The sequence below is a fragment of the Saxibacter everestensis genome (assembly GCF_025787225.1).
GTDB lineage: Bacteria > Actinomycetota > Actinomycetes > Actinomycetales > Brevibacteriaceae > Saxibacter > Saxibacter everestensis.
Window position 1 is genome coordinate 2,893,737 of the sequence record NZ_CP090958.1, and the last position, 12,819, is coordinate 2,906,555.

Annotated in this window: 12 protein-coding genes; 6 read left to right on the forward strand and 6 right to left on the reverse strand. The window is 64.0% G+C overall.

The genetic code is table 11. The features are described from left to right. Positions 1-9 precede the first annotated feature (9 nt). The 6 genes from paaK to LWF01_RS13820 all read left to right on the forward strand — a co-directional run bounded on the left by paaK (position 10) and on the right by LWF01_RS13820 (position 6,029). Positions 10-1,344: a phenylacetate--CoA ligase PaaK gene (paaK, locus tag LWF01_RS13795; protein ID WP_349637940.1), complete on the forward strand. Its 1,335-nt coding sequence runs from the start codon at positions 10-12 to the stop codon at positions 1,342-1,344. A gap of 140 nt (positions 1,345-1,484) precedes the next feature. Next, positions 1,485-2,438, forward strand: coding sequence for a siderophore ABC transporter substrate-binding protein (locus tag LWF01_RS13800; RefSeq protein WP_349637941.1), 954 nt, complete (start codon positions 1,485-1,487; stop codon positions 2,436-2,438). A 25-nt stretch (positions 2,439-2,463) separates the two neighbouring features. Further along, entirely contained in the window at positions 2,464-3,417 is a 954-nt protein-coding gene (locus LWF01_RS13805) for an ABC transporter permease (protein WP_349637942.1), read from the forward strand. Continuing rightward, on the forward strand, positions 3,407-4,426 hold the full coding sequence (locus tag LWF01_RS13810) for an iron chelate uptake ABC transporter family permease subunit (RefSeq protein WP_349637943.1): 1,020 nt from the start codon (positions 3,407-3,409) through the stop codon (positions 4,424-4,426). The genes LWF01_RS13805 and LWF01_RS13810 overlap by 11 nt, the downstream gene beginning before the upstream one ends. After that, positions 4,423-5,226 carry an iron ABC transporter ATP-binding protein gene (locus LWF01_RS13815; RefSeq protein ID WP_349637944.1) on the forward strand — a complete coding sequence of 268 codons (804 nt, stop codon included), beginning with the start codon at positions 4,423-4,425 and terminating at the stop codon, positions 5,224-5,226. Before LWF01_RS13810 ends, LWF01_RS13815 begins: the two co-directional genes overlap by 4 nt. Before the next feature lie 137 nt (positions 5,227-5,363). Next, positions 5,364-6,029: a TetR/AcrR family transcriptional regulator gene (locus LWF01_RS13820; protein WP_349637945.1), complete on the forward strand. Its 666-nt coding sequence runs from the start codon at positions 5,364-5,366 to the stop codon at positions 6,027-6,029. A gap of 108 nt (positions 6,030-6,137) precedes the next feature. Here the strand turns inward: LWF01_RS13820 and paaZ are convergent, their stop codons facing one another. The 6 genes from paaZ to LWF01_RS13850 form a co-directional block, all read right to left on the reverse strand. Further along, positions 6,138-8,180, reverse strand: coding sequence for a phenylacetic acid degradation bifunctional protein PaaZ (gene paaZ / locus LWF01_RS13825; protein ID WP_349637946.1), 2,043 nt, complete (start codon positions 8,178-8,180; stop codon positions 6,138-6,140). 43 nt (positions 8,181-8,223) lie between these two features. Continuing rightward, positions 8,224-9,105, reverse strand: coding sequence for a 3-hydroxyacyl-CoA dehydrogenase family protein (locus tag LWF01_RS13830; RefSeq protein ID WP_349637947.1), 882 nt, complete (start codon positions 9,103-9,105; stop codon positions 8,224-8,226). Then, positions 9,102-9,860: an enoyl-CoA hydratase/isomerase family protein gene (locus tag LWF01_RS13835; RefSeq protein ID WP_349637948.1), complete on the reverse strand. Its 759-nt coding sequence runs from the start codon at positions 9,858-9,860 to the stop codon at positions 9,102-9,104. The genes LWF01_RS13830 and LWF01_RS13835 overlap by 4 nt, the downstream gene beginning before the upstream one ends. A 12-nt stretch (positions 9,861-9,872) precedes the next feature. Continuing rightward, entirely contained in the window at positions 9,873-11,039 is a 1,167-nt protein-coding gene (locus tag LWF01_RS13840; protein WP_432762026.1) for a thiolase family protein, read from the reverse strand. 127 nt (positions 11,040-11,166) lie between these two features. Further along, positions 11,167-11,529 carry a GntR family transcriptional regulator gene (locus LWF01_RS13845; protein WP_349637950.1) on the reverse strand — a complete coding sequence of 121 codons (363 nt, stop codon included), beginning with the start codon at positions 11,527-11,529 and terminating at the stop codon, positions 11,167-11,169. 40 nt (positions 11,530-11,569) lie between these two features. Beyond that, complete coding sequence (locus LWF01_RS13850) at positions 11,570-12,742, reverse strand: alpha-hydroxy acid oxidase (RefSeq protein WP_349640933.1); 1,173 nt, start codon at positions 12,740-12,742, stop codon at positions 11,570-11,572. Between the last annotated feature and the right edge of the window lie 77 nt (positions 12,743-12,819).

Consider the following 12,819-nt stretch of genomic DNA (forward strand, 5'->3'; position numbering starts at 1 on the left):
GAGCACACCATGACAACGACTGATTCCCGGCGGCTCGGCGCCCCCCTGCCGACCGAGCTCATGGATGCCGGCGAGCGGCTCAGCGGCGACGAACTACGTTCACTGCAGCTCACCCGCCTGCAGAACACGCTGCGCCACGCCTACAACAACGTGCCGTTCTACCGTGAGGCGTTCGACCGGCGCGGCATCTCGCCCCAGGACTGCCACAGCCTCAGCGACCTGGCGAAGTTCCCCACCACCGACAAGCAGGACCTGCGCGACAATTACCCGTTCGGCATGTTCGCGGTGCCGCGCGAACAGGTCGCCCGAATCCACGCCTCGTCGGGAACCACCGGCAAGCCGACAGTGGTTGGCTACACGAAGAACGACCTGGACACCTGGGCGGATCTGATTGGCCGCAGCATCCGCGCTTCAGGCGGGCGTCCCGGGCAGCTCATGCACAATGCCTACGGTTATGGACTGTTCACCGGCGGCCTCGGCGTGCACGCCGGCGCGGAAAAGTGCGGCTACACCGTGGTCCCGATCTCGGGCGGGATGACGGCGCGGCAGGTGCAGCTGATCCAGGATTTCCAGCCTGACATCATCACCTGCACCCCGACGTACCTACTGACCATCATCGATGAGTTCGAACATCAGGGCATCAATCCAGCATCGACCTCCTTGAAGACAGCGATCTGCGGCGCCGAACCCTGGACGGACGGAATGCGCCACGAGCTGGAGTCGAAGCTCGACCTCGACGCGGTCGACATCTATGGGCTTTCCGAGGTCATGGGGCCGGGAGTCGCCAATGAGTGCGTGGAAACCAAGGACGGCCCGCACATCTGGGAAGACCACTTCTATCCGGAGATCCTCGACCCGTTCACTGGCGAGCCGCTTCCTGACGGCGAGGAGGGCGAGCTCGTCTTCACCTCGCTGACCAAGGAAGCCCTGCCGATCATCAGATACCGCACCCACGACCTGGCCCGACTGCTGCCCGGCACCGCCCGCCCGCAGTTCCGGCGAATGAGCCGGATTACCGGCCGCACGGACGACCTGGTGATCATTCGCGGCGTGAACGTCTTCCCGACCCAGATTGAGGAAGTGCTCTTCACCAAGCCCGGCCTCAGCCCGCACTTCCACCTGGTGCTCACCCGGCCAGGCCGGATGGATGAGCTGAGCATCGAAGTCGAAGCCCGCCCGGATTCAGCGAGTAGCGGCTGGGAGCAGCTCGCGGCGGAGACAGTTGTGGCGATCAAGGAGCGGGTCGGTGTGACAGCAACGGTTCGAATCGTTCCACCGGAGACCCTCGAGCGATCGGTAGGCAAGCTCAAGCGAATCATCGACCGACGCAAAGACGTCCGATAGCAGACTTCCGGTGTAAAGCCGAGTCTGCTCCGGGGTGGCATATGTCACCCGCAGTGGACTCGGTTCCTCCGACCGGGGCAACTTAGGATGAGCTGAGTAAGGACAGCCTTTGCTAATTAGTCTGAGATGAGAGAGCACCGATGCGCCCGATTTCTTCCCGTATTCTCCTGGCAGGTGTTGCCGCCGTTGCCGCCACCTCGCTCGCCGCGTGCGGAGGACAAGCCTCGGCTGACGCAGCAGCCGGAACCGAAACCGTGTCGATCACGCATGCGCAGGGCACGACCGAGGTACCGGTTGACCCGGAGAAGGTGGTGACCTTCGACATCGCAGCGCTCGACACTATCGACACGCTCGGCGTCGACGAAAAGAGCATCGCCGGCGCCCCGAAGAAGGGGCTGCCAGAGTTCCTGTCCGGGTATGCAGGCGACGACTACGCGAACGTCGGCAGCGTGAAAGAGCCCGACCTTGAGGCAGTTAACGCGGCCGACCCGGATCTGATCATCATCAGCGGCCGGACCGCCGGCTCTTACGATGATCTGTCCGACATCGCGCCGACGATCGACCTGAGCGTGGACTCGAAGAACTACGTCGAGAGCTTCAGCAACGTCACCGAATCAATCGGGAAGATCTTCGACCGCGAGGATGGCGCCAAGTCCGCCATCGCCGAGCTCAACAGCAGGATCGACGAGACCAGAACGGCCGGCGAAAAGGCCGGCACCGGCCTGATCGTCATGACATCGGGCGGCGAGGTCACCGCCTATGGCGCTGGTTCACGCTTCGGCTTCATCCACGATGTGCTCGGCGTCAAGACCGCCACCGACGTGAAGCAGGACGGCAAGCACGGCGAATCGATCTCCTTCGAATACATTGCCGAGGCCAACCCTGATCATCTCTTCGTGATCGATCGGGACGCCGCAATCGGCCAGTCCGGGGAAGCCGCATCGCAGGTGCTCGACAACGACCTGGTCAACGGCACCTCCGCGGCCAAAAACGGCAAGACAGTCTACCTCGACTCGACCTCGTGGTACATCCTGGGCAGTGGTTTGACCACGGTCAACTCGATGGTCGACGAGGTTGCCAAGGGCCTCGGATAGATCGGCGGACGACGCAAAACCAGCCATGAAGCAGCTTCTTGCCGCCATCGCCGCGGTCTCGCTTCTCGCCGTTGTCAGCCTGTTCGTCGGCGTCAGCGACATCTCCCCCGCGGACGTTCTTGACGACCCGGAAAAGCTGCAGGTGCTGCTGATCAGCCGGGTCCCGCGCACCATCGCGATCATTCTGACCGGGATGGCGATGTCGGTGGCCGGGCTGATCATGCAGCTGCTCGCCCGGAACAAATTCGTCGAGCCTTCCACCGTGGGCACCGTCGAGTCGGCGACACTCGGCATTCTGGTTGTCACCCTGCTGGCCCCGGAAGCATCGATTTTTGCGAAGATGCTGACTGCCGCGGCCTTCGCTGTCGCCGGCACCGGATTGTTCCTGGCAATCCTGCAGCGCATACCGCTGCGTTCAGCCCTGATCGTCCCGCTGGTCGGCATCATGCTTGGTGGCGTCATTTCCTCGGTGGCGACATTCTTCGCCTACCGTTACGATCTGCTGCAGACCCTGAACAGCTGGATGGTAGGCGACTTTTCCGGGGTGCTGCGCGGCCGTTACGAGTTGTTGTGGCTGGTTGGAGCGCTGACCTTGCTGGGCTTCCTGTTCGCCGACAGATTCACGGTGGCGGGGATGGGCCGCGACTTCACCACCAACCTGGGCCTGGGCTATCGCCAGGTGATGACGGTCGGCCTGATCATCGTGGCCCTGGTGAGCGCGGTCGTGGTGGTCACGGTGGGCGCTATCCCCTTCCTGGGCCTGATAGTGCCGAATGTTGTATCCCTGATCATCGGAGACAATGCCCGGCGCGCCGTGCCCTGGGTCGCTGTTCTCGGGTCGGGATTCGTTCTCGGCTGCGACCTCATCGGGCGGGTGATTCGCTTCCCGTACGAAATTCCGATCGGCACGGTGGTGGGCGTCGTCGGCAGCGCCCTGTTCCTCTTCCTGCTACTCAGGAGGCGTTCGCTTGTCGGTTGATCATGGGCCCCCGCCCGGACGGACATCCGGAGTGCGGCATAACGCCGATGGCGGCCTGTTACTGTCCGGACGCTGGTGGCTTGTGCTGCTTGCCGCCGCCAGCGTCACGCTGATCGCGCTATTCATGACGCTCGGCTCGGCCGGCAACTGGGACTTCATTCTGCCCCGGCGCTCGGTACGGGTCGGCGCGCTCGTGCTCGTCGCCTTCGCCGTCGCGACCTCGACAGTGCTGTTCCAGACGATCACCAACAACCGGATCCTGACCCCCTCGATCATGGGTTTCGATCCGCTCTACATTCTGATCCAGACCACGCTGGCATTCAGCATCGGCACGCACCGCTGGACCACAACAGATCCGGCGCTGCGCTACGTCGTCGAGATCGCCATCATGGTCGTCTTCTCGTCGCTGCTGTATCGCTGGCTGTTCACCGGAGCGAGCCGAAGTCTGCACCTGATGCTGCTGGTCGGCATCATCTTCGGCTCGTTCTTTCGCAGTCTGTCGTCCCTGATGCAACGGCTGATCGATCCGAATGAGTTTCAGACCCTGCAGGACCTGTTCTTTGCCAGCTTCGGCGATGTCGAGCCTTCGCTGCTCTTCGTCTCTCTCGTCATCGTCGCGGGGGTGACCGGCTACGCATGGATCATCCGGCACAGTTTCGACGTGCTGGCGCTCGGCCGGGACACCGCGATCAACCTCGGCCTGGAGCACCAGCGTCTGGTCAGCCGGATCCTGGTGATGGTGGCGATCCTGGTCTCGGTGTCCACTGCGCTTGTCGGCCCGATCACATTCTTCGGGCTGCTCGTCGCGAACCTGGCGTACCTGCTGGCTGGATCATCGAGACACCGGCGCACGCTGCCGATCGCCTTCCTACTGGCCGTGATATTCCTGGTCGGCGGTCAGCTCATCCTGGAACGCGCGTTCCAGTTCGACACCAGCCTGAGCATCATCATCGAGTTCATCGGAGGGATCGTTTTCATCATGCTGCTGCTTCGGAGGTCACCGCGATGACCCAGCTTTCGGACCAGGCGCAACGAACCTCCGCCCGGCGCGGCATCGAGGTACGCGGGGTAACGAAGACCTACGGCAAGACGGCGGTGGTCAAAGATGTCAGCTGCGATATTTCGGCAGGCCAGATCACGTCGATCATCGGTCCGAACGGCGCCGGGAAATCGACGCTGCTGTCGATGATTTCGCGGCTGCTGCCGTTGGACGCCGGCCGGGTAAGCGTCGATGGACTCGACGTGGCCGGCACACCAAGCAAGATTCTCGCTCGGAAACTGGCAATCCTCCGGCAAGAGAACCAGTTCCAGGTTCGGCTCACCGTCCGCGACCTGGTCGGTTTCGGACGCTTCCCGTACAGCCAGGGCCGCCCCGGCCCGGACGACCAGGAAAAGATCGACGAGGCGATAGCATTCCTCGACCTGCAGGACCTCGAGCATAGGTTCCTCGATCAACTGTCCGGCGGGCAGCGGCAGCGGGCTTATGTTGCGATGGTGCTGTGCCAGGATACGGATTATATATTGCTCGATGAGCCGTTGAACAATCTCGACATGAAGCACGCCGTGAACATGATGAAGCTGTTGCGACGCGCCGCCGAGACGCTGGGTAAGACCGTTGTCCTGGTGATTCACGACATCAACTTCGCGGCCAGCTACTCCGATTCGATCATTGCTATGCGCGACGGAGAGATCGTGCATCAGGGACCGACCGCGGAGTTGATGACCGAGGCCGTCTTGCGGGAGGTTTTCGACCTGGACATCAGGATTATCGATGTCGATGGCGTGCCGCTCGGCGTCTACTTCAGCTAACCGGCCCGCGGTCCGGCGGCCGCGCCCGCGGTTCCGGCGGTTGCGCCCGCAGTTCCGGCAGCCCGCAACCGCCCTAATTTTGGCCGCACTGGCATCGAAGGCGAATTACTGACCCTTTGGTTGATATAAGAGGAAGTATGCCAAGCATTCCACAGTCCGAGGATCCCGTCGCCGAGCCTCAGGCCGCCGAGACTCAGGTCGCCGCACGGCCGCAGAAGGCGCGCAGGGGCCGACCCGGTTACGACTACGCCACGGTGCTGCGGATTGCGATCGATGTCTTCAACCGTCGTGGCTACGATGGCACCTCGATGGACGACCTGGCGAAGGAACTCGGCCTGAGCAAGTCCGCGATCTACCACCATGTGCACGGCAAGGAGGAGCTCCTCCGGCTCGCACTTTCCGAGGGACTGGATGCGCTGACCTCCGTGCTGGAGGAAGAAGAACGCCGCACAGATGACGCGAGCGCACTTGAGCGGCTCCGGCACGTCGTAGTCCGCAGCGCAGAAGTGCTCAGCGCCCATCAGCCGTCGGTGACGCTGCTGCTGAGGGTACGGGGAAACAGCGAGGTCGAGCTGGATGCGATGCGCCGCCGTCGCGAGATCGACCACCGGATGGCCCGGCTCGTTTCCCTCGCAGTCGATGACGGGTCGGTCCGTTCGGACATCGATCCCACGATGATCAGCAGGCTGCTCTTCGGCATGGTGAACTCTCTGACCGAGTGGTACCGCCCGGACCGCGGCTATGACAGCAAAGTCGTGGCCGAGGCAGTCGCCTCGCTGGCATTCGACGGCCTCAGGGCGTGAAGTGGGCCTCGCTCGCCGTCGTCGTCGTCGTTGCCAGAATAACGGCGTCCTGCCGACGTCCCGACCGACCTACTCAGACAATGCCGCGCCGCGGACCGACGACGTAAATCAGCCTTCCTTGGCCACCAGGGTGAGTACGTCGTAGGCTGCCACCTGCTCGTCGTTCTGGTTCCGGACATCGGCGTCCCAGCGCACCTCACCGTACTCGTCGGTCTCGCGCGGAGTGATCTGCTTCGCGGTCAGGGTCACCGTCAGTGAGTCGCCGGGCGACACCGGAGTGACGAAACGCAGGTTCTCTAGCCCGTAGTTGGCAAGCACAGGTCCGGGGTCCGGCCAGACAAACAGGCCAGCGGCGAACGAGACGATGAGGTAGCCGTGCGCCACTCGTCCCGGGAAGAACGGATTGGCCGCGGCGGCCTCCTCATTCATGTGTGCGTAGAAGGTGTCGCCGGTGAAGTCGGCAAAGTGTTCGACGTCCTCAAGACTCACCGTGCGGGGTCCGGCGACGACGGCATCGCCGATCTTCAACTCGGCGAGCGACTTGCTGAACGGGTGCGCGCCTTCCGTTGCGCGCGCAGATCCCGAGGTCCAGCGGTTCGTGATCGCGGTCAGCATCTGCGGTGAGGCCTGTACGGCCGTACGCTGCATATGGTGCAGAACGCCGCGGATGCCGCCGAGCTCTTCGCCGCCGCCCGCACGCCCTGGCCCGCCGTGCACCATGTGCGGCAATGGCGAACCATGCCCGGTGGACTCCTTGGCGTCATCCCGGTCGAGCACCAGCAGCCGGCCGTGCCACGGAGCGGTGCCGAGCACGAGCGCCCGGACAACCTCGGGGTCATGGCTCACGATGGAGCCCACCAGGCTGCCCCGGCCTCGACCCGCCAGCCCGATCGCCTCGTCGATGTCGCGGTATGGCAGCAGCGACGCCACCGGGCCGAATGCCTCCACATCGTGCGGCGCGTCGGTCCAGGCGTCGTCGAAAGTAAGCAGGGTGGGCGGAACGAAGGCACCAGAGTCGAAGTCCGCGCCCACCGGTTCAAACGGCTCGAGGCCACCGAGCACGATGCGGCCTTCGGCGGACAGCGACTTCAGCGATCGCCGAACCTCATCGCGCTGCGCCGAGGAGATCAAAGGGCCCATCGTGACGCCATCCGTGCGCGGATCACCGACCACGATCCGGTCCTGAACCCGCTTCGCCACGGCATCCGCGACCGCCTGCAGTTGTTCACGGGGAACGATGGCGCGGCGGATAGCGGTGCACTTCTGCCCCGCCTTCACGGTCATCTCGCTGACAAGCTGCTTGACGTACAGCTCGAACTCCGGCGTCTCGGGCGTGGCATCCGGACCGAGGATCGAATAGTTCAGCGAATCGGCTTCGGCCGTGAAACGCACCCCGCCACCGATGACGTTCGGATGCCGGCGCAGCCTCGCGGCGGTCGAGGCCGAGCCGGTGAACGCCACGACGTCCTGCTCGCCGAGGTGGTCCAGGAAGTTGTGGACCGAGCCACAAATCAGCTGACACGATCCCTCGGGAAGGATGCCGGAGTTGATAATGTCGGCGACGACGGCCTGGGTCAGCTGTGCCGTGGACGACGCCGGCTTCACCACCGTGGGCAGCCCGGACAGGAACGATGGGGCAAGCTTCTCCAGCATGCCCCACACCGGGAAGTTGAAGGCGTTCACCTGCACGGCCACGCCCTTGAGCGAGGTGTAGATGTGCTGGCCGAGGAAGGTGCCTCCGCGGCTAAGGCCCTCCAACTCGCCATCGAGGTAGACGGTGTCATTCGGCATTTCGCGACGGCCCTTCGAGCTGAACACGAACGTCGTCGAGATACCGCCATCGATGTCGACCTGGGCGTCCCGCTTGGTGGTGCCGGTGGCGTACGACAGCTCGTGATACCTGGCCGTGCGCTCGTTCAGGTACTGCGCCATCGCCTTGAGCTTCATCGCCCGCTGATGAAAGGTGAGCCGCGCAATTGCCGGACCGCCAACAGAACGCGCATAGTCGAACACATCAGCCAGGGCGAGCCCATCGGCTGACACCAGATGTGTCGTCTCTCCCGTCGAGGCATCGACGACCGCAGTCGTCCCGTCCGGGTTTTCCGGCGTCCACCATTCGCCCCTGACGTAGCTAGGCAGGATTTTCGTCATGATTCCTCACTTCGGTAACGAGCTGCTTGACGTAGCGGGCGTTTCAGTCCTGGGGCCAGCTGTAGAACCCCTGGCCGGACTTCTGCCCGAGGTGGCCGGCCGCCACCGTGTCGCGCAGTAGCTGCGGCGGAGCGAACCGATCACCAAGCTCGCCCTGCAGGTACTCGGCAATAGCAAGGCGTACGTCGAGTCCCACGATGTCGGTTAGCCTGAGCGGCCCCACCGGGTGTTTGTACCCGAGTGCCATCGCGGCATCGATGTCTTCGGCGGTCGCTACGCCTTCCTCAAGCATCCGGATGGCCTCGAGCCCCAGCGCAACTCCGAGCCTGGAACTGGCGAATCCCGGCACATTGCGGACCGTCACCGGTGTCTTCCCCAGCGCCCGAACCCAGCCCTGGGCGGTTGTGGTGACTTCACCCGTGGTCTGCGACCCGATAATGATCTCGATCAGGGAGCTCGCTGGCACCGGATTGAAGAAGTGCAGCCCGAGAAAGCGCCCCGGCGAAGGGACCGCCGCACCCAGCTCGTCGATGGAAATCGAGCTTGTGTTGCTGGCCAGCATCGCGCTGTCGTCAACGACAGCCGCCGCGCGGCCCAGCACTGAAAGCTTGAGCTGCACATCCTCGGGAACTGCCTCCACAATCAAGCCGGCACCGCGCAGCGCGCCGTCGTCGCTGCCCGCGCTGAACCGAGCCATCACGGAGGTCACAGGGTCGATGCCGTCCCGAGGTTCGCTGAGTTTTCCGCGATCGGCGCTGCGTTGCACGTTGCCGCGCACCGTCAGTTCGGCACGTGCGGCCGCCTGTTTGTCGACCTCGATCAGGACCACATTGCATCCGGCCAGCAGAAAGGAGTGCGCTATTCCTGCGCCCATCCTGCCGCCGCCGAACACACCGATCGTTTCCGGTAATGGAACGGCCGTCATCTTAGATCCTTCTTCCGGTTCAGAAAGGCCGTCATCCGGCGTTCCTTTTCCTCGGTTTCAAACAGCACTGCCTGGGAGATTTCGTCGATCAGCGGATGCGCGTCCCGCGGCGCGTGCAGTGCGCGCTTGGTCAGTTGCACGGCGAGCGGAGCCTGCCGGGAAATCTTCTCGCACAGCGATTCGGCGGCCGCGTCGAGTTCGTCACTCGGAACCAGTTCATTGAGCAGGTGCAGTTCAAATGATTCTTCGGCATTGAGCACCCGACCCGCCAGCAGGATTTCCTTGGCCTTTGGTTCACCGATAAGCTCCGCCAGCCGCCAGCTTGCCCCGGCTCCGGCGATGATGCCCAGTCCGGTTTCCGGGTTCCCGATCCGGGTGCGCGGGCTGCCGATCCGGAAGTCGCAAGCGTAAGCTAGTTCGGCGCCGCCGCCGAGGGCGTGGCCGTCAATCACCGCGATGGTGGGCATCGGCAGTTGCTGGATTCGGACGAACAGCCGTGCGTTGATACCACGCAATGCGTCTGCCCTGCGCCGTTCGCGCAGTTGACCGATGTCGGCGCCCGCCGCAAAGATGCCTGCCGAGCCGGCGATGGTCAGAACGCGCGGATCGGACTCCAGCAGAACGCAGACGCGATGCAGTTCTTCCGCCATTTCACTATCGATGGCGTTGCGTACCTCGGGCCGGTTCAGCCTGATGTGGATGCCATTGTCGGTTTCACGCATGATCAGCGTGTTGAAGGCTGCCTGATTGCTCATCTGTCTGCGTCCCTACACGCGTTCGATCAGAAGCGCCGAGCCCTGGCCCACGCCGACGCACATGGTAGCCAGGCCGCGCTGAGCGCCGGCCCGTTCCAATCGGCCAAGCAGCGTGACGACGAGGCGGGTGCCGCTGCATCCCAGTGGATGCCCGAGCGCGATTGCCCCACCGTCGGCGTTCACGATCGCCGGATCAAGTCCGATTCCGCGGATGCAGGCGATCGACTGGGAGGCGAATGCTTCGTTGAGTTCGACAGCGTCGAGATCGCTCGCGTTCCAGCCTGCGCGCCGCAGCACCTTTTCGGTTGCTGGGATCGGGCCGAGGCCCATCACCTCAGGGTCTACGCCGGCATTGGCCGCGGCCACGATCCGGGCGCGGGCGACCAGACCGAGTTCACGGACGGCTCGCTCGCTGGCGATCACCGTGGCAGCCGCGCCATCGTTGAGCGAACTGGAATTACCTGCGGTCACCACCCCTTCGGCGTGCACGACGGGCCGCAGTTTTGCCAGCCGGTCAAGCGAGGTGTCGGCCCGCGGCCCCTCGTCGGTGTCGACGATCGTCTTGCCGGTATCCACGCCAAGAATCTCATCGGCGAAACGACCTGCCTGGATCGCGGTCAGCGCCCGCTGGTGTGAACCGAGAGCGAACTCGTCGAGCTCCTCGCGACTGAGCCCTTCGCGTTTGGCGACTTCTTCTGCGGTTTCCGGCATCGAGAATGTGGTCGGGGACTCGAATCGTGGGTTGGAGAACCGCCAGCCGATCGAGGTATCAAAGCTCGCGCCCGGCTTGGCGAACGCCCGGGTCGGCTTCTCGGTTACCCAGGGCGCCCTGGTCATCGACTCGACGCCTCCCGCTACGACGATGTCGGCATCCCCGGCCGCAATCATCTGCCGGGCGGTGGCCAGCGCGGTCAGGCCAGACGCGCACAGCCGGTTGACGGTGAAGCCCGGGATGGAGGTTGGCAGCCCGGCGAGCAGTGTCGCCATCCGGGCGACATTACGGTTGTCTTCGCCGGCTTGATTGGCAGCACCGAACACGACCTCGTCGATCCGCTCCGGGTCGACACCCGATCGTTTGACTGCCTCGCCAAGCACGGCAGCGGCCAGGTCATCCGGGCGAACGGCCGACAGCGCCCCGCCGTAACGCCCGATCGGCGTCCGGACGCCGGAAACGATCATTGCCTGTTCCACGAAACCACTCCACGATGAGTTTGACGACTGTCGGGCCGGTCCCTTTCGGGGCCACCGCCATGATAACCGACTAATCGTTCAGTAATACAACCGGGCGCTGCCCGCAGCCTGATCTTTACTTGATATTGTCCAGTGCCGATGCGGCTATTTTGAGCGCCTCGTCGCCAGGAGTGCCGGTCTTACGGGCTTCCTCGGCAAAGCGCTGCGCCGCTTTGAGTAACCTTCGCCGGCCGTCATCGGCGCCGACCGAAACGAACGAGCCCTGCCGTCCGCGGGTCTCGATCACACCGTCTTCCTCAAGTACCCGATAGGCCTTCGCTACCGTGTTCACCGCAAGTCCAAGTTCTCCGGCGAGGCCGCGTACTGTTGGCAGCTTCGTCCCAACGGCGAGTTCGCCGGAACGGACCTGCTCGACAATCTGCCGCCGGATCTGCTCAAAAATGGGCGTCTGCGACGCCGGATCGTTGGCAATTTTCACTTCAGTGCTCCCCGCTGGTCAGGGCAGATGTTGGCGCTGGTCAGCGCCGGTACATCCGGACGTGCTCGGGCCTGAGCTCGGCGATCGATGTCACGCCGAGTAGTTGCATGGTGCGTTTGATCTCCGCCGACATCAGTTCGATCATCCGGTCGACGCCCTCGCGGCCGCCGGCCATCAGACCATAGAGGTAGGCCCGGCCGACCAGGACGAAATCCGCTCCCACGGCCAGTGCCGCGACGATGTCGCCGCCGCTCATCACACCGGTGTCAAGGATAATCTCTGCCCGGTCACCAAGGGCGGCGCGCACATCGGGGACAATGTGCAGCGGGATCGGCGCCCGGTCGAGCTGACGGCCCCCGTGGTTGGAAATCACTACGCCATCGGCGCCATGGTCGACGACCTTGACCGCGTCCTCGACGGTCTGGATGCCTTTGACGAACAGCTTGCCGTCCCAGACCTCGCGGAGCCAGTCCAGATCCTCGAAGGTCAGCGTCGGGTCGAACATCTCGTTGATCAAGTCGGCAACTGTTCCAGAGAATTTGCTCAGCGAGGCGAAGCTCAGCGGTTCGGTGGTGAGGAAATTGATCCACCACTCCGGCCGATAGGAAGCGTCGAGCACTGTCTTCAGGGTGAGCGCAGGCGGAATGGTCATCCCGTTGCGCACATCTCGCTGACGGGATCCGGCCACAGCGGTGTCGACGGTCACCATCAGCGTGTCGTAGCCGGCCTGCTTGGCCCGTTCGACCAGGGCCATGCTCTTGTCGCGGTCTTTCCACAGGTACAGCTGGAACCAGCGCCGGCCATCGGGCCCCGCGGTTGCAACCCCCTCGACCGATGTGGTGCCCATCGTCGACAGGGTGAAGGGGATTCCGGCCGCATGCGCTGCCTGAACTCCGGCGACTTCACCTTCGGCGTGCATCATCCGGGTGAATCCGGTCGGGGCGATTGCGAAGGGAAGCGCGCTGCGTCCGCCTGCTATCGACGTCGACAGGTCGACATGCGAGACATCTCGAAGCACGCCGGGACGGAATTCAAGGTCGTGGAACGCCTCACGGGCTCGGCGCAGGCTGACTTCCTGTTCGGCCGCCCCATCCGTGTAGTCGAAGGGAGCTTTCGGCGTGCGTCGTTTGGCGATCTTCCGGAGGTCCCAGACGTTGGCCGCTCCGGCAAGGCGGGCACGGCGAAAGTTCAGGTCAGGCGCCTTGAACTGCATCAACGGCCGTAGTTCGGCCCACTTCGGAAAACGCCGCTTCACATGTATCCCCTTCGATGACGCCAACGGATCACGCT

What these genes read in the sequence shown, in the direction of transcription:
- LWF01_RS13805 (WP_349637942.1), top strand. Translation starts at nt 2,464, where the DNA reads ATGAAGCAGCTTCTTGCCGCCATCGCCGCGGTCTCGCTTCTCGCCGTT.
- LWF01_RS13800 (WP_349637941.1), top strand. Translation starts at nt 1,485, where the DNA reads ATGCGCCCGATTTCTTCCCGTATTCTCCTGGCAGGTGTTGCCGCCGTT.
- LWF01_RS13830 (WP_349637947.1), bottom strand. Translation starts at nt 9,105, where the DNA reads ATGACGGCCGTTCCATTACCGGAAACGATCGGTGTGTTCGGCGGCGGC.
- paaZ (WP_349637946.1), bottom strand. Translation starts at nt 8,180, where the DNA reads ATGACGAAAATCCTGCCTAGCTACGTCAGGGGCGAATGGTGGACGCCG.
- LWF01_RS13815 (WP_349637944.1), top strand. Translation starts at nt 4,423, where the DNA reads ATGACCCAGCTTTCGGACCAGGCGCAACGAACCTCCGCCCGGCGCGGC.
- LWF01_RS13820 (WP_349637945.1), top strand. Translation starts at nt 5,364, where the DNA reads ATGCCAAGCATTCCACAGTCCGAGGATCCCGTCGCCGAGCCTCAGGCC.
- LWF01_RS13850 (WP_349640933.1), bottom strand. Translation starts at nt 12,742, where the DNA reads ATGCAGTTCAAGGCGCCTGACCTGAACTTTCGCCGTGCCCGCCTTGCC.
- LWF01_RS13835 (WP_349637948.1), bottom strand. Translation starts at nt 9,860, where the DNA reads ATGAGCAATCAGGCAGCCTTCAACACGCTGATCATGCGTGAAACCGAC.
- LWF01_RS13840 (WP_432762026.1), bottom strand. Translation starts at nt 11,039, where the DNA reads ATGATCGTTTCCGGCGTCCGGACGCCGATCGGGCGTTACGGCGGGGCG.
- paaK (WP_349637940.1), top strand. Translation starts at nt 10, where the DNA reads ATGACAACGACTGATTCCCGGCGGCTCGGCGCCCCCCTGCCGACCGAG.